This is a genomic window from Rubrivivax soli (assembly GCF_049810355.1).
In the GTDB taxonomy this organism is placed as follows: domain Bacteria; phylum Pseudomonadota; class Gammaproteobacteria; order Burkholderiales; family Burkholderiaceae_C; genus Rubrivivax.
Genome location: NZ_CP187368.1, coordinates 560040 through 580442 on the forward strand (window position 1 = coordinate 560040; position 20403 = coordinate 580442).

At 72.0% G+C, this 20403-nt stretch carries 19 protein-coding genes; 2 read left to right on the forward strand and 17 right to left on the reverse strand.

Annotated features, from left to right (window positions below; translation table 11 throughout):
- Positions 1–2: 2 nt before the first annotated feature.
- The 11 genes from bamB to ACPOLB_RS02525 all read right to left on the reverse strand — a co-directional run bounded on the left by bamB (position 3) and on the right by ACPOLB_RS02525 (position 11907).
- Positions 3–1136 (reverse strand): outer membrane protein assembly factor BamB, encoded by a 1134-nt coding sequence (gene bamB, locus ACPOLB_RS02475; protein WP_425259713.1) that lies wholly within the window; start codon positions 1134–1136, stop codon positions 3–5.
- On the reverse strand, positions 1133–1810 hold the full coding sequence (locus tag ACPOLB_RS02480) for a YfgM family protein (protein ID WP_425259714.1): 678 nt from the start codon (positions 1808–1810) through the stop codon (positions 1133–1135). The genes bamB and ACPOLB_RS02480 overlap by 4 nt, the downstream gene beginning before the upstream one ends.
- 27 nt (positions 1811–1837) lie before the next feature.
- Positions 1838–3112 carry a histidine--tRNA ligase gene (hisS, locus tag ACPOLB_RS02485; protein ID WP_425259715.1) on the reverse strand — a complete coding sequence of 425 codons (1275 nt, stop codon included), beginning with the start codon at positions 3110–3112 and terminating at the stop codon, positions 1838–1840.
- An 88-nt stretch (positions 3113–3200) separates the two neighbouring features.
- Complete coding sequence (gene ispG / locus ACPOLB_RS02490; RefSeq protein WP_425259716.1) at positions 3201–4478, reverse strand: flavodoxin-dependent (E)-4-hydroxy-3-methylbut-2-enyl-diphosphate synthase; 1278 nt, start codon at positions 4476–4478, stop codon at positions 3201–3203.
- A gap of 10 nt (positions 4479–4488) precedes the next feature.
- Complete coding sequence (locus ACPOLB_RS02495) at positions 4489–5418, reverse strand: helix-turn-helix domain-containing protein (protein ID WP_425259717.1); 930 nt, start codon at positions 5416–5418, stop codon at positions 4489–4491.
- The gene (gene pilW / locus ACPOLB_RS02500) at positions 5411–6199 is read right to left on the reverse strand and encodes a type IV pilus biogenesis/stability protein PilW (protein ID WP_425259718.1); all 789 of its coding nucleotides are present in this window, start codon (positions 6197–6199) and stop codon (positions 5411–5413) included. Before pilW ends, ACPOLB_RS02495 begins: the two co-directional genes overlap by 8 nt.
- Entirely contained in the window at positions 6196–7341 is a 1146-nt protein-coding gene (gene rlmN, locus ACPOLB_RS02505; RefSeq protein WP_425259719.1) for a 23S rRNA (adenine(2503)-C(2))-methyltransferase RlmN, read from the reverse strand. The genes pilW and rlmN overlap by 4 nt, the downstream gene beginning before the upstream one ends.
- A gap of 4 nt (positions 7342–7345) precedes the next feature.
- Positions 7346–7771 (reverse strand): nucleoside-diphosphate kinase, encoded by a 426-nt coding sequence (ndk, locus tag ACPOLB_RS02510; protein ID WP_425259720.1) that lies wholly within the window; start codon positions 7769–7771, stop codon positions 7346–7348.
- A 94-nt stretch (positions 7772–7865) separates the two neighbouring features.
- Complete coding sequence (locus ACPOLB_RS02515; RefSeq protein WP_425259721.1) at positions 7866–10064, reverse strand: pseudouridine synthase; 2199 nt, start codon at positions 10062–10064, stop codon at positions 7866–7868.
- Positions 10061–10798 carry an SMC-Scp complex subunit ScpB gene (scpB, locus tag ACPOLB_RS02520; RefSeq protein ID WP_425259722.1) on the reverse strand — a complete coding sequence of 246 codons (738 nt, stop codon included), beginning with the start codon at positions 10796–10798 and terminating at the stop codon, positions 10061–10063. The genes ACPOLB_RS02515 and scpB overlap by 4 nt, the downstream gene beginning before the upstream one ends.
- Before the next feature lie 140 nt (positions 10799–10938).
- Entirely contained in the window at positions 10939–11907 is a 969-nt protein-coding gene (locus tag ACPOLB_RS02525; protein WP_425259723.1) for an RluA family pseudouridine synthase, read from the reverse strand.
- Positions 11908–11974: 67 nt separating this feature from the next.
- On the opposite strand from ACPOLB_RS02525, the gene ACPOLB_RS02530 reads away from it, so the two are divergent.
- Positions 11975–12781, forward strand: a complete 807-nt coding sequence (locus ACPOLB_RS02530; protein WP_425259724.1) for an outer membrane protein assembly factor BamD — start codon at positions 11975–11977, stop codon at positions 12779–12781.
- Between the two features lie 34 nt (positions 12782–12815).
- Here the strand turns inward: ACPOLB_RS02530 and ACPOLB_RS02535 are convergent, their stop codons facing one another.
- Both ACPOLB_RS02535 and ACPOLB_RS02540 read right to left on the reverse strand, forming a co-directional pair.
- Positions 12816–14831, reverse strand: a complete 2016-nt coding sequence (locus ACPOLB_RS02535; RefSeq protein ID WP_425259725.1) for an ATP-dependent DNA helicase — start codon at positions 14829–14831, stop codon at positions 12816–12818.
- A 92-nt stretch (positions 14832–14923) separates the two neighbouring features.
- Positions 14924–15127 (reverse strand): YdcH family protein, encoded by a 204-nt coding sequence (locus ACPOLB_RS02540; protein ID WP_425259726.1) that lies wholly within the window; start codon positions 15125–15127, stop codon positions 14924–14926.
- A 44-nt stretch (positions 15128–15171) separates the two neighbouring features.
- On the opposite strand from ACPOLB_RS02540, the gene ACPOLB_RS02545 reads away from it, so the two are divergent.
- Positions 15172–15942, forward strand: a complete 771-nt coding sequence (locus ACPOLB_RS02545; RefSeq protein WP_425259727.1) for a PP2C family protein-serine/threonine phosphatase — start codon at positions 15172–15174, stop codon at positions 15940–15942.
- Between the two features lie 5 nt (positions 15943–15947).
- On the opposite strand, the gene ACPOLB_RS02550 is transcribed toward ACPOLB_RS02545, so the two are convergent.
- The 4 genes from ACPOLB_RS02550 to odhB are packed head-to-tail and all read right to left on the reverse strand — an operon-like array spanning position 15948 to position 20387.
- A complete protein-coding gene (locus ACPOLB_RS02550; protein ID WP_425259728.1) occupies positions 15948–16598 on the reverse strand; it encodes a hypothetical protein in 651 nt (216 codons plus the stop codon).
- An 8-nt stretch (positions 16599–16606) separates the two neighbouring features.
- A complete protein-coding gene (zapE, locus tag ACPOLB_RS02555) occupies positions 16607–17704 on the reverse strand; it encodes a cell division protein ZapE (RefSeq protein ID WP_425259729.1) in 1098 nt (365 codons plus the stop codon).
- Positions 17705–17707: 3 nt separating this feature from the next.
- Positions 17708–19126 carry a dihydrolipoyl dehydrogenase gene (lpdA, locus tag ACPOLB_RS02560; RefSeq protein WP_425259730.1) on the reverse strand — a complete coding sequence of 473 codons (1419 nt, stop codon included), beginning with the start codon at positions 19124–19126 and terminating at the stop codon, positions 17708–17710.
- A 13-nt stretch (positions 19127–19139) separates the two neighbouring features.
- A complete protein-coding gene (gene odhB / locus ACPOLB_RS02565; protein ID WP_425259731.1) occupies positions 19140–20387 on the reverse strand; it encodes a 2-oxoglutarate dehydrogenase complex dihydrolipoyllysine-residue succinyltransferase in 1248 nt (415 codons plus the stop codon).
- Positions 20388–20403: the final 16 nt, after the last annotated feature.

Sequence of the window (20403 nt, forward strand, 5' to 3'; positions counted from 1 at the left end):
TCTCAGTTGGGACGGAAGGCGAAGATGCCGCCCTTGCGCGTGGCGACCACGACCGTGGTGCCCGCGAGCACCGGCGTGGCGATGACGGGTTCGCCGTCGGTGGGCAGGCGCAGCTGCGGCTCGCCGCTGGCGGCCGACAGGAAGTGGACGTAGCCGTCGACGTCGCCGAAGACCACCGTGGGGCCGACCACCAGCATGCCGCTGAGCTGGCGGTACAGCAGGCGCTCGTTGCCCCACAGCACCTCGCCGGTGGCGGTCTTCCAGGCCGTGATGCGGTCGGCGCCATCGGCACCGACGACGATCTCCTCGCTCCCGCCCACGGCCTGCGTGCCGCCGGCGTTGCGCGACCACAGCAGGGCACCGCGCGCGGCGTCGGCGCAGGCCACCGCCGACTGGAACGCGCGCGCGCACACCTTGTCGCCCAGGCGCAGCGCCGGTCCCAGCAGGTCGGCCAGGCGCTCGACCTCGTTGGTGCCGCGCGGCGAGGCCATCGGCACCTCCCACTGCAGCGTGCCGCGCAGCGGATCCAGCGCCGCCAGGCGCGCGCCCTGCCCCACCAGCAGCGTGTTCTTGTAGGCGGCGACGACGCCGGCCTGCGACAGCGTCAGCGCATCGCCCGGGCGCTGCAGCGTCCACAGGCGGCGGCCGTCGAGCACGTCGAAGGCATGCACGACGCGATCGACGCTCTTGACGAAGACCCGCTCGCCGGCCACCAGCGGCGGCGTCACCACGCGCGAGGGCACGCGCTGGCGCCACAGCAGCTTGCCGGCGTCGAAGACCAGCACCTCGTTGTCGACGGTGACGACGCTGGCGTAGCGCCCGTCGCTGCCGACACCGGCGGACAACGTGGCGCCGGCCTGGGCACGCCAGACCTCGGCGCCGCTGTCGGCCTGCAGCGCCAGCACGGTGCCGCCGCTGTCGGCGACGAAGATCTTGCCGTCGCGCACCGGAACGCCCAGCTGGAACCGCACGTCGCCGATGTCGGCCGACCACACCTGCTTGCCGGCGATGCTGGGCGTCAGCGGCTGCAGCGGCGTCGGCTTCGGCTTGTCGCTGCTGCAGGCGGCCAGCAGGGCCGACGCCAGCAGCACCGCCCAGAGCACCGCCCCGGGCCGGCGCACCGGGCGCACGGTCACTGTGCCGCCCCCGAGGCGGCGGAGGCCGGTGCCTCGGGCGCGGCGCCCAGCGCCGTCAGCTTGGCATCGACGAGGCGGCGGTACTCGGTCTTCTCGTCCATCGCCTTCCAGGCCGCCTGGTACGCCGCCTTGGCCTCGTCCTTGCGGCCGGCGGCCGACAGCACGTCGCCACGGCGGTCCGCCACCAGGGCCTCGAAGCCGGCGGCATTGGCCGCGTCGAGCTGCTTCAGCGCCTCGTCGAACTGCTTGGCCTCGGCCAGCATGCCCGCCAGCCGCAGGCGCGCCACGGTGCGCAGCTCGTCTTCGCCGGCGTTGTCGGCCACCCAGGCGAGGCTGGCCTTGGCGGCGTCGGCCTGGCCCTTGTCGAACTGCAGCTTGGCCGCGGCCAGCCCCGCCTGGGGCGCGTACGCGGTGCGCGGGTAACGCTCCTTCAGGTCGCCGAACACACGGCCGGCGCGGTCGGCGTCGCCGGCCTGCGCGGCCTGCTCGAGCGCGTCGTACATCGCGCTGGCCTTCATGGCCTGGTCCCGCTGCCACCAGTTCCAGCCGTTCCAGCCGGCATAGGCACCCAGCAGCAGGATCAGCAGCCAGGTGATGAGGTTGCCGTACTGCTTCCAGAACGCCTTGAGCGCGTCGAGTTGCTCCTGCTCTTGCAGGTCGAGTTGTGTCGCCATGGGATCGTGGACTGGAAAAACCGTCGATTATGGGGCGCGCAGCGTGTGTGCCCAGGCCGCGGGGTCGGCCAGCGGCCGCAGGATCTGCGCCGCAGACGCGTCGCGCAGCGGCTTCACGGCCACCTGGCCCAGCGCCAGCTCGTCGCCGCCGAAGATCAGCGCGAAGCGCGCCTGGCTGGCGTCGGCCTTCTTGAACTGCGACTTCATGCTGCCGCCGCCAGCGTGCAGCTGCACGCAGACGCCGGCTTCGCGCAGGGCCTCGATGGTGCAGGTCACCAGCGGCAGCGCGCCGGCATCGGGCACGACGGCGTAGGCATCGGGCACCGGCAGCGGCGGGTTCACCTGCAGCTGCTGCAGCAGGTCGAGCACGCGTTCGATGCCCATGCCCCAGCCGATGCCGGGTGCCGGCTTGCCGCCGATCAGCTCGACCAGGCCGTCGTAGCGGCCGCCGCCGCAGATCGTGCCCTGGGCGCCGAGCTTGTCGGTGACCCACTCGAACACGGTCAGGTTGTAGTAGTCCATGCCGCGCACCAGGCGCGGGTTGATGCGGTACGGCTGCCCGGCGGCGTCGAGCATGGCCTTCAGGCCGTCGAAATGCTTCAGCGAGGCCTCGCCGAGGAAGTCGATCAGCTTCGGTGCGGCTTCCACCAACGACTGCATCGCCGGGTTCTTGGTGTCCAGGATGCGCAGCGGGTTGCTGTGCAGCCGGCGCTGCGCCTCGGCGTCGAGTTGGTCGCGGTGCGCCTCGAAGTGCGCAATCAGCGCCGCGCGGTGCGCCTGGCGCTCCTCGGGCTGGCCGAGGCTGTTGATGTCCAGCCGCACCTCGCCCAGACCCAGGTCCTTCCACAGCGCCCGGCACATCAGGATGACCTCGGCATCGACATCGGGCCCGCCGAAGCCCAGCGCCTCGACGCCGACCTGGTGGAACTGCCGGTAGCGGCCGCGTTGCGGCTTCTCGTGCCGGAACATCGGGCCGATGTAGTACAGCCGCTTGCCGCCGTCGTACAGCGCCGAATGCTCGACGACCGCGCGCACGACGCCGGCCGTGCCCTCGGGGCGCAGCGTGAGGTGGTCGCCGTTCATGCTGTCCTCGAAGGAGTACATCTCCTTCTCGACGATGTCGGTCACGGCGCCCAGGCCGCGCACGAACAGCGGCGTGTGCTCGACGATCGGCGTGCGCACGTTCAGGTAGGCGTAGCGGCGCATCAGCTTGCGCACGGTGTCCTCGAACCACTCCCAGCGCGCCGAGTCCGGCGGCAGGATGTCGTTCATGCCTTTGACGGCCTGGATGGGTTCAGCCATGAAATGTCGTGGTCGGGTTCAAGCGGCCGCCGCGGATCCGGCTCCGCCGGTCCGCCGGGGGCGCCCCCTGGGGGGAGCGCCGAAGGCGCTACGGGGGGGTTCCGAATCTCTTTTCGATGTAGCTCTCGACGATCGCGTGGAACTCGGTGGCGATGCCCTCGCCGCGCAGCGTCATCGCCTTCTGGCCGTCGATGAACACAGGCGCCGCCGGGGCCTCGCCGGTGCCGGGCAGGCTGATGCCGATGTCGGCGTGCTTGCTTTCGCCGGGGCCGTTCACGATGCAGCCCATCACGGCCACCTTCATGTTCTCGACGCCGGGGTACTTCGCCTTCCACACCGGCATCTGCGCGCGCAGGAAGTCGTCGATCTGCTTGGCGAGTTCCTGGAACGTGGTGCTGGTGGTGCGGCCGCAGCCCGGGCACGCGGTGACGCTCGGGTTGAAGGCGCGCAGGCCCAGCGACTGCAGGATCTCGGCGGCGACCACCACTTCCTGCGTGCGCGCCTCGCCGGGCTGCGGCGTGAGGCTGACGCGGATCGTGTCGCCGATGCCTTCCTGCAGCAGCACGCCCAGGGCCGTGGCCGAGGCCACCGTGCCCTTGGTGCCCATGCCGGCCTCGGTCAGCCCCAGGTGCAGCGCGTAGTCGCAGCGGCGGCTCAGCGCGCGGTACACGGCGATCAGGTCGCGCACGCCGCTGACCTTGCAGCTGATGATGATCTGGTTCGGGTCAAGCCCGACATCGCGCGCGTACGCGGCAGAACTCAGCGCCGACTGGATCAGCGCCTGGTACATCACCTGCTTGGCGTCCCAGGGTTCGGCGCGCAGCGCGTTCTCGTCCATCAGCTGCGCCAGCAGTTCCTGGTCGAGGCTGCCCCAGTTGACGCCAATGCGCACGCACTTGTCGTACTTCGCGGCGGCCTCGACCATCATCGCGAACTGGCGGTCGCGCTTGTCGCCCTTGCCGACGTTGCCGGGGTTGATGCGGTACTTGCTGAGTGCCTGCGCCATCGCCGGATGCTCGGTGAGCAGGCGGTGGCCGTTGAAGTGGAAGTCGCCGACCAGGGGCACGTCGATGCCCATGCGGTCGAGCTGCTCGCGGATGTGCGGCACGGCCTCGGCGGCTTCGGGCGTGTTGACGGTGATGCGCACCAGCTCGCTGCCGGCGATGGCCAGTTCCTTGACCTGGATCGCCGTGCCGATGACGTCGACCGTGTCGGTGTTGGTCATCGACTGGATGCGGACCGGCGCGTCGCCGCCGATGGTGACGACGCGGCTGCCCCAGACGGCACGGGCCTGGCGCGTGCGGCGCGGTGCGGGATCGGCCAGCGCGATGCTGTCCAGGGGTTGCAGGGCGTCGGGAGCATTCATGGCAGGCACCTCACTGCAGTTCGAGCCGGGCCACGCTGTCGCGCGTGGACGCGGCCAGGTCGACCGGCTTGCCGCGGAAGCTCACGCGGGTGGCCGGCGCGTTGCCGATTGTCATGCGGATCGGCAAGGGCCCGTCGAAGCCCACGCTTTCGCCGGCCTGCACGGTGCGCGACAGCAGCAGCTGGCCGCGCCCGTCGCGCACCTCGACCCACGAGGCTTCGTCGGCGCGCAGCTGCACCAGCGTGCGCAGGGCAGCGGCCGCATCCGAGGCCGCACTGGCCGCCGCCTGCAGGGGCGGTGCGGAGAACACGGTCTCGACCACGGGCGCCGAGGCAGCGCCGGCGACCGCCGCGGCGACCGCCCCGCTGGCGGCCGAGGCCACGGGTTCGGCGGGCTCCGCGCCCGGGAGCACCGGCACGGTCTCGATCACGGTGGTGGACATGCCGGGCGCCGATGCGCCTGCGGAGGCCGCCGACGCCACCCCGGGTGCGCTGGCGCCGCCCGGCGCGGGTGCGAAGACGTCCGCAGGCACGAAGTACACCGCCACCGCCGCCACCAGCAGCAGCAGGCCGGCCCAGACCATCGGCCGGATGGCGGCCACCGCCATCGTGGCCGGGTCGGCGCGGCCCGGGCGTTCGCGGAAGGGTTCGCTGAGCGAGCCGCCGACGTGGTCCAGCGCACTCGCATCCGCGGGCGGCAGCAGCGCCAGCACCGGCAGCGGGTCGATCTTGAGCGAACGGCACACGGTCTGCGCCAGCGCCCGCGTGAACGTGGCGTCGGGCAGTTCGTCGAAGCGGTTGTTCTCCAGCGCGTCCAGCTTGCGCGGTGCCACCTTGATCGACGCCGCCAGCGCAGCGATGTGCAGTCCCTGCTTCTCGCGCGCGGCCCGCAGCAGCCCGCCCGCCGTGACGCCGCTGTCGGCGTCGGCGCTCTCAGTCATCGAATCGGCCCCGTTCGTAGTTCAGCGCCTCGGGCGACTGGGGAAAACGTTCGCGCAGCTGGCGGCCGAAGGCCTGCACGCCGGTGAGGTTGCCCAGCCGGCGCTCGATGCGCGCGGCCAGCCACAAGGTCTGCGCGTTGGACAGTTCCGGCACGGCATTGACGCGGCCGATGTAGAAGCGGGCGCGCTCCAGTTCGCCGCGGCGCATCAGCACTTCGCTGAGGTTGAAGGCGGTCGCCGGGTTGGCCGGGTCCAGCTCGTAGCTGCGGGACAGCGTGCGCTCGGCGCGCGCGAAGTCACCCGAGCGGGCCTGGCAGATGCCCTGGGCCAGCAGCGTGCGCGGCGGGTCGCGGTACTGCGGCTGGTCCAGCGCGCTGGTGAACTGGCGCTCGGCTTCCGGGTAGCGCCGCTGCTGGCACAGGAAGAAGCCGTAGTTGTGCATGGTGTCGGCATCACGCGGGTTCAGCTGCAGCGCACGCTGGAAGCTCTCTTCGGCCAGCGGCACCTCGCCCAGGCTGGCGTAGATCAGGCCGCGCAGGTTGTAGGCCTCGGCCATGTCGGGCTTGGCCGCGATGGCCAGCTTCACCTCGTCCAGCGCCGTGGTGCCCTGGCCACGCGCGAAGTACGCGGCCGCGAGTTCGAGCCGCACGCCGGCACGCTTGCTGGCGTCGGTCTGGTCGGACGCCGTGACGATCTCGCGCGGGTCGCCCGGCTGCGGCACCGCCACGCAGCCGGCCAGCAGCACGAGCGCGGCGCACCATCCGAGCAGCCGCGCCGTCATGCCCGGACTCCCGGCCCGGCAGCGACGATGGGAATGCTGGCGCGGCGCTGCTCCAGCCGCTGGCTGGCGTTGGTGCGGTCCTGCACCTCGCCGGCGAGCTGGCCGCAGGCCGCGTCGATGTCGTCGCCCCGGGTCTTGCGGATGGTGGTCACGATGCCTGCGTCCTGCAGCACCCGGGCGAAGGCGGTCACGCGCTCGCGCGGCGACCGCTTCAGCCCGGACGCGGGGAAGGGGTTGAAGGGGATCAGGTTCAGCTTGCACGGCACGCGCCGCACCAGCTGCACCAGTTCCTGCGCCAGCTCGGGCGTGTCGTTCACGCCGTCGAGCATGCAGTACTCGAAGGTGATGAAGTCGCGCGGCGCCCGGTCCAGGTAGCGCAGGCAGGCGTCGAGCAGTTCGGCGATGGGGTACTTGCGGTTCAGCGGCACCAGCGCCTCGCGCAGCGTGTCGTTGGGTGCATGCAGTGACACCGCCAGCGCCACCGGGCAGTCGTCGCGCAGCCGGTCGATCATGGGCACCACGCCCGAGGTGGACACCGTCACGCGGCGGCGCGACAGGCCGTAGCCATGGTCGTCGAGCATCGTGCGCAGCGCAGGCACCAGCGCCGCGTAGTTCTGCAGCGGCTCGCCCATGCCCATCATCACGACGTTGTCGATGACGCGCTGGGTCGCGCCGTTGTCCGTCGCCCCGGCGCCGCGCTGACGCAGCCGGTGTTCGGCGAACCACAGCTGCGCCGTGATCTCGGCCGTGCCCAGGTTGCGGCTGAAGCCCTGGTGTCCCGTGCTGCAGAAGCGGCAGCCCACGGCGCAGCCGGCCTGCGACGACACGCACAGCGTGCCGCGGTCGTCTTCGGGGATGTAGACCGACTCGACGGCATTGCCGCCGCCGACGTCGAAGAGCCACTTGATGGTGCCGTCGGACGAGACGTGCTCGCTCAGCAGCGGCAGGGCGCGGATCTCGGCCACGCCCGCGAGCTTGGCGCGCAGGCTCTTGGCCAGGTCCGACATCTGGTCGAAGTCGGACGCGCCCTTCTGGTGCATCCAGCGGAACAGCTGGACAGCGCGGAAGCGCTTCTCGCCCAGGCGGTCGCAGAAGGCCGTCAGTCCCTCGAGATCGAAGTCGAGCAGGTTGACGGCCGTCATGTCGTCAGCGGCTGTAGACGTTCATGCCGGGGAAGAAGAACGCCACCTCGACCGCGGCGGTCTCGGGTGCGTCGCTGCCGTGCACGGCGTTGGCGTCGATGCTGTCGGCGAAGTCGGCGCGGATCGTGCCCTTCTCGGCCTTCTTGGGATCGGTGGCGCCCATCAGCTCACGGTTCTTCGCGATGGCGTTCTCGCCTTCCAGTGCCTGAATCATCACCGGACCGCTGATCATGAAGCTGACCAGGTCGTTGAAGAACGGGCGCGCCTTGTGCACGGCGTAGAAGGCCTCGGCCTCGCCGCGCGAGAGGTGCGCCATGCGGGCGGCGACGATCTTCAGGCCGGCGCCTTCGAAGCGGGCGTAGATCTGGCCGATGACGTTCTTGGCCACGGCGTCGGGCTTGATGATGGAAAGGGTGCGTTCGATGGCCATGATGAAAAATGCTCCTGAATCAAGGACTTGGCAAAACCTTCGAGTTTAGCGTGTGAATGCGGCGCGCCGGCGTGGGCTGCAGTGCGCAGGCGCTTCAGCGCCGCCCGCGACCACCGCCGCCTCCGCCGCCACCACCGCCGCTGCGCCCCCCGCGCGAGCCGCCGCGGCCACCGCCGCCGCCACCGCCCTTGCGCAGGAAGGCGTCGCCGCCGATGTAGCCGACCGCTGTCTTCAACGGGTCGGGCTGGCCACCGCCACCACCGCCGCCGGCCTTCTTCGGGCGGCCTCCACGCGCGCCGCCCCGGTTGCCGCCCCCACCGCCGCCTCCGAGCCCGCGGTCGGCCCGTCCGGGCTGGGCGAAGCGCTTGTCGTAAGTTTGCTGCAGCGGGTTGGGGATCGGGCCGTCGTCAGGCACGTCGCGCACCGGCTGGCGGTCGCGCTGCAGCGCGCGCTTGTCGTAGGTCTGCTGCAGCGGGTTCGGGATCGGGCCGTCTTCGGGGATCTCGCGCCGCTGCTGGCGTTCGAGCTGGATCGCGCGGCGGTCGTAGGTCTGCTGCAGCGGGTTGGGGATGGCCCCACCCTCGCCGCGTTCGGGACGATCCGGCCGCTCGGCGCGTTCGACGCGCTCGGCACCGCCGTCCGGACGCGGGCCGCGGGCGCCGCGGCCGCCGCGGTCGGCCGGGCCGTTGCGTCCGCCCTTGCCGCCGCGGCGGTTGCGGCGGTCGCCGTCGGCGGCCTTCTCGCCGCGGTCGGGGCGCTCGCCACGCTCGCCGCGCTCCGGGCGGTCGGCGATGCCCGTCTGGCGCCGCAGCGAGCGCACGTCGGCATCGTCGAGGTCGACCCACACGCCGCGCTTCAGGCCGCGCGGCAGCACGACGCTGCCGTAGCGGATGCGGATCAGCCGGCTCACCGCGTGGCCCACGGCCTCGAAGAGCTTGCGCACCTCGCGGTTGCGGCCTTCGGTGATGACGCAGCGGTACCAGTGGTTGGCGCCTTCGCCGCCACCGTCTTCGATGCTCTTGAAGGCGCAGGGCTGGCCGTCGATGTCGACACCTTCCAGCAGCCGCGCCTTGGCCTCTTCACCCAGCACGCCCAGCGAGCGCACGGCGTACTCGCGCTCGACGCCGAAGCGCGGGTGCATCAGCTGGTTGGCGAGCTCGCCGCTGTTCGTGAACAACAGCAGGCCCTCGGTGTTGATGTCGAGCCGGCCGACCGATTGCCACTTGCCCTGCTGCAGGCGCGGCAGGCGGCGGAAGACGGTGGGGCGCTGCTGGGGGTCGTCGTGCGTGACGACCTCGCCTGCGGGCTTGTGGTACGCCAGCACGCGCGGCGGCGGCGGTGCGATGCGCACGCGCACCGGCTTGCCGCCCACCGCGATGCGGTCGCCGAAGCTGATGCGCTGGCCGATGTGCGCCGGCTCGCCGTTCACCGTGATGCGGCCCTCGACGATCATCTGCTCCATGTCGCGGCGCGAGCCGACACCGGCCTGCGCCAGCACCTTGTGCAGCTTGGGCGCGTCGGGCTCGGCGGCCAGCACGCGCTTCGGCGCGACGGCCGCGATCTCCTCGTCGGCCGGCTCGGCGTCGTAGGCGCCCGACAGCACCTGGGCGAAGACCTCGCCGACATCGGGCGGCGGCGCCTTGGGCATGACGGGCCGTGCCTCGGCGCCATCGGCTTCGGTTTCGGCATCGGTGGCGTCGTCGGCGCCGGCCACCTGGCCCTCCGCCGGCATGGCGCCGTCCCGCGGCGGTCGGTCGCCCCGGTCGCCGCCACGGCGGCCGCGACGGCGGTTGCGGCTGCGCTTGCCGCCTTCGGGCGCTGCGCCGGTCTCGGCCGCGTTGGCGGGCCCCGCGTCGTCGCCTGCTCCGGAGGCCGGCTCCGCCGCGGCCTCGGCCGCATGGGTCGTGCCGGGCTCGACCGAGGTCTGCGGCACGGCGGTGGGCTCCGCAGCCTGCCGCGGCGCGGCCACGGGCTCGGCCGCCGGCGCCAGGTCAGGCGTGCTCAGGGCAACCAGCGGCTGCGCGTCGGCGGCGGCCACGGTGTCGGCTGCCGGAGCACGCCGTGTGCGCTTGCGCGGCACCGGGGCGGGCGCGGCATCGGCCGGCGCGCCGACGGCCTCGGCCGGGGCTGACGCGTCGGCACCGGCCGGCTCCACGGCCGCCGCCGGCTCCGCCTTCTTGCGCGGTGCGCGCTTGCGCTTGGGCGCAGCGTCGGCGGTGGTCTGGTCGTCGGCGGGCGGAGCGTCGACGGTCGTCGGCTCCGGCGAGGGGCTGTCAGCGTCGTTCGGATTCATGCGGGCGCGTCGGTGGGGGGAAGGGATTCGGGATCACCTGGGGTGGGTGGAGCGGTCGACTCGTCAAGAGCCGGTGCGATCGGGGGTTCGGCCGGCGCCAGGCTCGCGACCGCCGTGTCGGGGCCGTCCTCGCCGTCCAGCGGCAAGGCCGTCTGGCCGTCGGGGCCGTCTTCCAGCAGCGAGGGCTGGGCCGACAGGGCCTCGAAGCTCTCGGCGGTGGGCAGCGTGCCGTCGATCGGCGGCAGCTGGTCCAGGCTGGCCAGGCCGAGGTCGTCGAGGAACTGCTTGGTCGTGGCGTACAGCGCCGGGCGGCCGGGGGCTTCGCGGTAGCCGATGGCCTCGATCCAGCCGCGGTCCTCGAGCTGCTTGACGATCTGGCTGCTGACGGTGACGCCGCGGATGTCCTCGATGTCCCCGCGCGTCACCGGCTGGCGGTAGGCCACGATGGCCAGTGTCTCCATCGCGGCACGCGAGTACTTGGGCGGTTTCTCGGGGTGCAGGCGGTCCAGGAACTCGCGCATCTCGGGCCGGCTCTGAAAGCGCCAGCCCGAGGCCAGCGCCACCAGTTCGACGCCGCGGTCTTCCCAGTCGCGCGTGAGCTCGTCGAGCAGGGTGCGCAGGGTGTCGGCGCCGACCTGGTCGTCGAAGAGCACACGCAGCTCGCGCAGCGGCATGGGCTTGTCCGCGCAGATGAGCGCGGTTTCGAGGACGCGTTTCGCCTCCGATGTGTTCATGGCCTGAGGTTCAGGGTGCCTGCCTCGTGGGCGGCGGTCGTGGTCTGGGACGGGTGGCGGCGCCGGGGCGACGTCTGGTCGCGGCAGGGGGCTGCCCGGGAGCGTGACGCGCGGCATCGGATGCCAGCAGCGCTCACGGCTCAATGGGTGCGTAGTGTAACCCCTGTCACCGCAGCCCAGGCGGCCGCGAAATCGGGCGGGGGGCTGCACGCGAAGGACAGCGCCGCGCGCGTGACCGGATGCGCCAGTTCCAGCCGCGTCGCATGCAGGGCCTGGCGCTGCATGCCGAGCGCCGGCTTGCCGCCGTAGACCGCGTCGGCCACCAGCGGATGGCCGCGCCACGCCAGGTGCACGCGGATCTGGTGGGTGCGGCCGGTGTGCAGCGTGCAGCGCAGCGCGCTGATGTCCGCCGCGCCGCCTTGCTGCGCCAGGCACGCGACATCGGTGCGCGCGGGCTTGCCGCCGGCCACCACCGCCATGCGCACGCGCACTGCCGGATCGCGGCCGATCGGGGCCTCGATCGTCTGGTCCTGCACCGCGCCGTGCGCCAGCGCCAGGTAGCTGCGGTGCACGTCGCGCGCGGCGATGTCGCGCACCAGCGCCGTCACCGCGGGCAGCGTCTTGCCGACCATCATCACGCCCGAGGTGTCCTTGTCGAGCCGGTGCACGATGCCGCCGCGCGGCAGCGTCGCGGCCAGCGCGTGGTGCGCGAGCAGGCCGTTCAGCAGCGTGCCCGACCAGTTGCCCGGCGCCGGGTGCACGACCAGCCCGGCGGGCTTGTCCAGCACCAGCAGGTGCGCGTCTTCGTACAGGACGGTCAGCGCCATCGCCTGCGGCGTGAAGGCGCGGCTCTCGTCGGTGGGCACGAGGTCGACCTCGATCCGCTGGCCGGCGCGCACGCGGCGCGACGCGGTGCCGGCGCCCTGCCCGTCCAGCCGCACGTGGCCCAGGGTGATGAGGTGCTGCAGGTGGCTGCGCGAGAACTCGGGCGCCAGCGCGACCAGGGCCTTGTCGAGCCGCTCGCCGTGCTGCGCCGCCCCGACGCTGCCGGCGCGGCGCTCGACAGGGCCGTCGCCGCCGGGCTCGGGCGCCGCGTCGTCGTCGGCCACGCCCAGGTCGGCCGGGGGGCCGTCCCTATAATCCGCGGTCTTCCGCTCCTGCCCAGCCCGATTCCCGATGACGCTCTCCCTGTCGTGGCGCACCGCGCTCGTGGCCTTGTTGTTCGGCACGCTGCAGCTTGCGGGCTGCGGCACCACGCCCCCGGACGAATTTGCCGGCCAAAGCGCCGAAAAATTGTATGCGGAGGCCAAGGACGACATGGAAGCCGGCGGCTACGAGCGCGCCATCCGCGCCCTGCAGCGCGTGGAAGGCCGCGCGGCAGGCGGCCTGCTGGCGCAGCAGGCGCAGCTGGATCTGGCGTACCTGTACTGGAAGACCGGCGAGAAGGCCCAGGCGCTCAGCACGATCGAGCGCTTCATCAAGCTCAACCCGTCGAGCGCGGCGCTGGACTACGCGTTCTACCTGCGCGGCGTGATCCACTTCAACGACGACCTCGGCCTGCTCGGCAACTTCGCCGGCCAGGACATCTCCGAACGCGACCAGCGCGCGTCGCGCGACGCTTGGCAGGCCTTCAAGCAGCTGGTGGACCTGTACCCCACGTCGAAGTACGCCGACGACGCGCGCAAGCGCATGGACTACATCGTCAACTCGCTCGCGGCCTACGAGGTGCACGTGGCCCGCTACTACCTGCGCCGCGGTGCCTACGTGGCGGCGGCCAACCGCGCCCAGGTCGCGGTGACCGAGTTCCAGACCGCGCCGGCCGTGGAGGAGGCGCTGTACATCCTGACCCAGTGCTACGACCGGCTGGAGTTGGCCGCGCTGCGCGACGACGCCGACCGCGTGCTGCGCAAGAACTTCCCCAACAGCCGCTTCCTCACCGAGGGCCTGGCCGCACGCGAACGCGCCTGGTGGCAGCTCTGGTGAACGGAACCGCTGCGGCGCGCGGGTGGCCCGCGCGTCACCAGCCGTGCGTGGCGGCGAGCTCGCCCAGCCAATCCAGCGCCTGGGCCTCGTCGTCCAGCCAGCCCATCGGCGGCAGCGCCGCCCGCAGGCGGCGCCCGTAGCCCATCTGCCGCATGCGCGGGTCGCACACCACCAGCAGACCGCGATCGCTCTCGGTGCGGATCAGGCGCCCGGCGCCCTGCTTCAGCGACACCGCGGCCTCGGCGATGAAGTAGTCGTTGAACGCGTCGCGGCCCTGTGACTTGATCTGCTTCACGCGCGCCTCGACCAGCGGGTCGTTCGGCGGCGGGAACGGCAGCTTGTCGATCAGCACGCACTGCAGCGCGTCGCCGGGCTTGTCGATGCCCTCCCAGAAGCTCTGCGAGCCCACCAGCACGCAGCCCCGGCCGTCGCCGAAGCGCTGCAGCAGCGCGCGGCGCGGCTGCGTGCCCTGCACCAGCACGTCGAGACTGTGGCCTGCCGCTTCGGCCTCGGCGCGCAGGGCCTCGGCGATCTGCGGCAGCACACGCAGCGTGGTCGTCAGCACGAAGGTGCGGCCACCCAGGGCGCCCGCCAGCCGTGCCGCCAGGCGGCCGACGGCTTCCGGGTGCCCGGGCTCGTTCGGCTTCGGGAAGCGCCCCGGCACCCACAGCCGCGCGTGGGCGGCGTAGTCGAAGGGGCTGCCCACGCGCAACGTGGTCGCGTCTTCCAGGCCGGTGCTGGCGGTGAACCAGCCGAGCTTGTCGTCTTCGCCCAGCGTGGCCGAGGTGAAGACCCAGGCCTTCGGCGCCAGCGCACGCTGCTCGCCCAGCATCTTGCGGATGTCCAGCGGCGACTCCACCAGCCGCGCCTGCTGCGGCGAGAGGTCGATCCAGCGCACGTGCCCGTCGGCGGCGTCGAGCTCGAAGCGCTGTGCCAGCTGGGCCAGCGCCTCGGCACGCTGCACCAGCTTCGAAAAGTCGGGGCCGACCTCGGCCACGGCAGCCAGCGCTTCGGCCGCTGCCAGCGCGGCTTCGGCCAGGTCGCGCAGCAGCGGCACCAGCGCACCGTCGGCACCGCGTTCGTCCCAGCGCAGCTTCAGGATGCCGCGCACCTCGCGCAGGCCGCCGGCGCAGGCCAGCCGCAGTTCGCGCGCGGCCAGCTCCAGCCCTGCCTGCAGTTCGGCCCAGGGCTGCAAGCCGCGCGCCTGCGCCAGCCCGGCACCGAGCATGTCGCGTCCGAGCTCGAGCGCCTGCGCCGTGCCCAGCGTGGTGCCGAGGAACTGCACGCCGGCCTCCACCAGTTGGTGCGCTTCGTCGAACACCGCGGCGTCGACCGTGGGCAGCAGTTCGGCCACGCCGCTGTCGCGCAGCGCCATGTCGGCGAAGAACAGGTGGTGGTTGACGACCACGAGGTCCGCCGCCATCGCCTCGCGCCGGGCCTGCATCACGTGGCAGCTGCGGTGTTCGGGGCATTCGGTGCCCAGGCAGTTGTCCCGGGTGGAGGTGACCAGCGGGATCACCGGGCTGCGGTCGTCCAGGCCCTCGACCTCGGCGATGTCGCCGCTCTTCGTGGCCTGCGCCCAGGCTTCCACGCGGGCCAGTGCGCGCACGGCGAAGCGGTCGGGCAGCTGCCCGTCGTGGCGCGCCTGGGCCAGCCGGTGGCGGCACAGATAGCTGGCGCGGCCCTTCAGCAGCGCCATCTGCACGGGCACGTTCAGCGCCTGCGCCAGCCTGGGCAGGTCGCGCAGGAACAGCTGGTCCTGCAGGCTCTTGGTGGCGGTGCTGACCAGGGCGCGCTTGCCGGACAGCAGCAACGGCACCAGGTAGGCGAAGGTCTTGCCGACACCGGTGCCGGCCTCGGCCACCAGCGGGCTGCGCTGCTCGACGGCGTCGGCCACCGCCAACGCCAGCGTGTCCTGCGCCGCGCGCGGCAGGAAGCCGGGATCGGCCTGCGCGAGCGGGCCGTCGGCGGCGAAGGCACGCGCAACATCACGCCCGAGCGCCGACACGATCAGCGCCACGCCAACCGGCCGCGCGCAGCGTCGGCCCATTCAAGCGGACGCCGCGGATCCGGCTCCGCCGGTCCGCAGGCGTCGCTCCCCCGGGGGGGAGGCGCCGCAGGCGCATCGGGGGGGAGCGTCATCTAGGCGGGTTCCGGGGGATCGAGTTCGGTTTCCAGGCGCGCGATCTGGTCGCGCAGCAGCAGACGACGCTTCTTCAGCCGGCGCAGCGTCAGCTCGTCGCCGGGCCGGTCGAGCGTGTTGCGGTCGATGAGGTCGTCGAGGTCGGCGTGCTCCATCCGCAACTCGATCAGCCGTCTCTGCGGGGAGTGCAGGTTGTGGTCCATGGAGCGCGGATGGCGTGCAAGGGGCGGAGTTTATAGTCCCGCGCATGCCCACCAGCACCCTGCCCACCTTCCGACTCACCGCCGCCACCGGCCTGCACCGCGGCGATCGCGCCTACCAGCAGGACCAGGTCGAGGTGATCCAGCACGACCGCGTGCAGGGCTGCAGCCTGGCCATCGTCGCCGACGGCATGGGCGGCAAGAGCGGCGGGCGCAAGGCCGCGGACCAGGTGCTGCTGACCGGTCACCAGATCTTCGAGCGCTTCGTGCCGCTGAAGGACGACGCCGCCGACCTGCTGCGGCAGCTGGTGATGGAGTCGCACCTGATGATCAAGCTGACGGCGATCACGGCCGAGGAAGAGCCGCACAGCACCGTGGCGGCCTTCGTGGTGCAGCCCAACCTGGACTGCGACGTGGTGCACGCCGGCGACTCGCGCGTGTACCACTTCCGCGGCGCCGAGATGCTCAAGCGCACGATCGACCACTCGTTCGTGCAGCGCCTGATCGACGAAGGCAAGATCAGCGAGGAAGCGGCCAACACGCATCCGCAGTCCAACCTGCTCACCGGCTGCCTGGGCACGCACGCCGATCCGCCGCTGGCGCTGTGGCACATCGACAAGCTGGAACCCGGTGACACGCTGCTGGCCTGCAGCGACGGCCTGTGGCACTACTTCACGCCCAAGGAACTGGGCGCCATCGTGCACGCGCTGCCACCGCGCGAGGCCAGCGAGATGCTGGTCAGCAAGGCACGCCAGCGGGCACGGGGCGGCGGCGACAACCTGTCGCTGGCCATGGTGCGCATCGACGCGCTGAAGTGAGCCGTTCAGCGCGCCGCTGAAGCCGCCGAAGCCGTGGACGCCGCTGCCGGCGCACGCGGCACCGGCAGCGGCGCCGAACGCTGGCCCTGCTGCTGCGCCCGGCGCTCGGCGATGCGTGCGCGGTCGGCAGCGGCCTCCTCGCGCCGGCGCTGGGCCGCGGCAGCGCGGCGCGCGGCGGCCTGCGCGGCGGCGTTGCGGTCGATCGACGGCGTGGCGCGTGGCGGCAACGGCACGCCCGGTGCGGACGCCGCGACCGCCGGCGGTCCGGCTTGCGGATCTCCCGGCATCGGGGTGGGCGTGACGGCCGGCGCCTCGGGCGGCCGCTGTGCCGCCGCAGCGCGCCGTGCGTCGATGGCCTGCAGCCGGGCCGCGGCCCGCGCCCGGCGCTCGGCCTCGTCGAGCAGCAGTTCCTGGTGGCGCAGCGGCGCCAGCGCCTCGCGCCGGCGTGCCTGCACGGCTTCGACGCAGGGCGTGACGATGAAGCGGCGCAGGCAGGCGCTCTCCTCGTCGGCGAACGCGGCCTCGATCAGGCGCCGCTCGGTCTCGATGCGCTCGCGCTCGTCGGCGGCGTCGGCGGTGTCGGCGCGCACGCCCGCCACCGGCAAGGCCAGCAGGCAGGCCAGCAGGCAGGTCGGCAGTCGGACGCGCAGCGACATCGGCGCGGTCAGGTCAGCGAGGTGTCGACCTCGCGCCGCGCCAGCGCCAGGAACTCGGCGCTCTGCATCTCGTGCAGGCGCGACACGGTGCGCGGGAACTCGTGCGCCAGCGGTCCTTCGGTGTACAGCTGCTCGGGCGGCACCGCAGCCGACAGGATCAGCTTCACGCGCCGGTCGTACAGCACGTCCACCAGCCACGTGAAGCGCCGCGCCTCGCTGGCCAGCCGCGGCGCCATCTGCGGCACGCCCGACAGCAGCACGGTGTGGAAGCGCGACGCGATCTCGAGGTAGTCGTTCTGCGAGCGCGGGCCGCCGCACAGCTGCTTGAAGTCGAACCACACCACGCCGCCGGCGCGGCGCAGCGCGCGCAGCTCGCGGTGCTCGATGTTCAGGCGCGGATCCTCGTCGCGCGCCTCGGCCAGCTGTCCGAAGGCGCGCTCCAGGGCGGCCTCGGCCGCCTCGCCCAGCGGGCAGTGGTACATCTCCACCTGCTGCAGCGTGCGCTGGCGGTAGTCGATGCCGGCATCGACGTTCACCACCTCGAGGTGCTGCTTCAGCAGCTCGATGGCCGGCAGGATCCGGTCGCGGTGCAGGCCGTTCGGGTACAGCGCGTCGGGATGGAAGTTCGACGTCGTGACGATGCTGACCCGGTTGGCGAACAGCGCCACCAGGAGCCGGTGCAGGATCATCGCGTCGGTGACATCGGCGACGTGGAACTCGTCGAAGCAGATGAGCCGGAAGCGGCGCGCGATGCGCCGTCCCAGTTCGTCGAGCGGGTTCACCGTGCCCTTCAGCTCCTGCAGCTCACGGTGCACCTCGCGCATGAACTCGTGGAAGTGCAGCCGCGTCTTGCGCTGCAGCGGCACGGCCTGGAAGAAGCAATCCATCAGGAAGCTCTTGCCGCGCCCCACGCCGCCGTGCATGTAGACGCCGCGCGGGATCGGCGGCCGCACCAGCAGCTTGGTGATGGCATTGCGGCGGCGGGCCTTGTAGTCGGCCCACTCGCGCTCGCAGCGCTCCAGCGCCGCCACCGCACGCAGCTGTGCTTCGTCGGCCGTGTAGCCCCGCTCGGCCAGCGTGGCCTGGTAGAGCGCGCGGACGGACACGGATCAGAAGTTCAGCGTGCGCTTGTCGACGGCGAGTGCCGCTTCCTTGGTGGCTTCGCTGAGCGACGGGTGGGCATGGCAGATGCGCGCGATGTCCTCGCTGCTGGCCTTGAACTCCATCGCCACCACCGCCTCGGCGATCAGCTCGCTGGCCATCGGGCCGACGATGTGCACGCCCAGGATCTCGTCGGTCGCCGCGTCGGCCAGGAACTTCACCATGCCGGTGGTGTCGCCCAGCGCCCGCGCACGGCCGTTGGCCATGAACGGGAACGTGCCGGCCTTGTAGGCGGCGCCGCGCGCCTTCAGCTGCTGCTCGGTCTCGCCGACCCAGGCGATCTCGGGGCTGGTGTAGATGACCCAGGGGATGGTGTTGAAGTTGACGTGCCCGTGCTGCCCGGCGATGCGCTCGGCCACCGCCACGCCCTCTTCCTCGGCCTTGTGCGCGAGCATCGGGCCGCGCACGACGTCACCCACCGCCCAGACGCCGGGCAGGTTGGTGCGGCAGTCGGCATCGACCACGATGGCGCCGCGCTCGTCGAGCTGCAGGCCCACGGCCTCGGCGTTCAGGCCCGTCGTGTTGGGCACGCGCCCGATGCTGACGATGAGCTTGTCGACCGCCAGTTCCTGCGGCTGGCCCTTCGCGTCGACATAGGCGACGGTGACGCCATTCTTCGCGCTCTTGACCTCGCCGACCTTCACGCCCAGCGCGATCTTCAGACCCTGCTTCGTGAAGGCCTTGTGCGCCTCCTTGGCGATCTGCTCGTCGACCGCACCCAGGAAGGTGGGCAGGCCCTCGAGCACGGTGACTTCGGCACCCAGCCGGCGCCACACCGAGCCCATCTCCAGGCCGATGACGCCCGAGCCGATGACGCCCAGCGTCTTCGGCACGGCACCGACCTTCAGCGCGCCGTCGTTGCTGAGGATGTTGTCCTCGTCGAACGGCACGCCCGGCAGCGCCCGCGCGTTCGAGCCGGTGGCCACGATGACGTGCTTGCCGAGCAGCGACTCGTCACCGACCGCGACCTCGTAGCCGCCGTCCACCGCCCGCACGAAGCGGCCCAGGCCGTGGAAGAAGCTGACCTTGTTCTTCTTGAACAGGTACAGGATGCCGTCGTTGTTCTGCTTCACGACAGTGTCCTTGCGGGCCAGCATCTTCTTGACGTCGATGCTCAGGTCCTTCAGGCCGATGCCGTGGTCGGCAAAGTGGTGCGCCGCGTGTTCGTAGTGCTCGCTGCTCTGCAGCAGCGCCTTGCTCGGAATGCAGCCGACGTTGGTGCAGGTGCCGCCAGGGGCCGGGCCGCCCTTGTCGTTCTTCCAGGCGTCGATGCAGGCGACGTTGAAGCCCAGTTGCGCGGCGCGGATGGCGGCGATGTAGCCGCCGGGGCCGCCGCCGATGACGATGACGTCGAAGTTCTTGGACATGGTGCGCGTGCCGTCAGATGTCGAAGAGCAGGCGCGCCGGGTCTTCCAGCGCTTCCTTCATCGCCACCAGGCCCAGCACGGCCTCGCGGCCGTCGATGATGCGGTGGTCGTAGCTCATCGCCAGGTAGTTCATCGGGCGCACGACGATCTGACCGTTCTCCACCACCGCGCGGTCCTTGGTGGCGTGCACACCCAGGATGGCGCTCTGCGGCGGGTTGATGATGGGCGTGGACAGCATCGAGCCGAAGGTGCCGCCGTTGCTGATGGAGAACGTGCCGCCCGACAGCTCCTCCATCGACAGCTTGCCGTCGCGCGCCTTGGCGCCGTACTCGGCGATCTTCTTCTCGATGTCGGCAAAGCTCATCTGGTCGGCGTTGCGCAGGATCGGCACCACCAGGCCGCGCGGCGAACCCACCGCGATGCCGATGTCGAAGTAGCCGTGGTAGACGATGTCGTTGCCGTCGACGCTGGCGTTGAGCACCGGGAACTTCTTCAGCGCATGCACGGCCGCCTTCACGAAGAAGGACATGAAGCCGATCTTGACGCCGTGTTCCTTCTCGAACTTCTCCTGGAAGCGCTTGCGCATCTCCATCACGGGCGCCATGTTCACTTCGTTGAACGTGGTCAGGATGGCGTTGGTCGACTGGCTCTGCAGCAGCCGCTCGGCCACGCGGGCCCGCAGGCGCGACATCGGCACGCGCTGCTCGGGGCGGTCGCCGAGATTGACCGCCGGGGCAGCCACGGCCGGCAGCGGCCTGGCCACGGCGGGCGCGGGTGCGACCACCACCGGCGCCACAGCCTTGGGCGCCGCCACGGCGGCCAGCACGTCGCCCTTGGTGACGCGGCCATCCTTGCCGGTTCCGGCCACCGAGCCGGCGGCCAGCTGGTTGTCGGCCATCAGCTTGGCGGCAGCGGGCATGGCCACGCCGGCCTTGCTGGTGGACGGCGCGGCGGCGGCGGCTGCCGGGGCCGCCGCCGGTGCTGCAGGGGCGGCGGTCGGCGCCGCGGCGCCGGCCTTGGCCTCGGTGTCGATGCGGGCGATCAGCTGTTCGGCCGCCACGGTGGCACCGTCGGGCTGCACCAGCTCGGCCAGCACGCCGGCGGCGGGCGCCGGCACCTCCAGCACCACCTTGTCGGTCTCGACCTCGATCAGGATCTCATCCATCGCCACGGCATCGCCGGGCTTCTTCTTCCACTGCAGCAGCGTGGCCTCGGCCACCGATTCCGAGAGTTGCGGTACCTTCACTTCAACGATTGCCATGATCTATCTCTGGGTT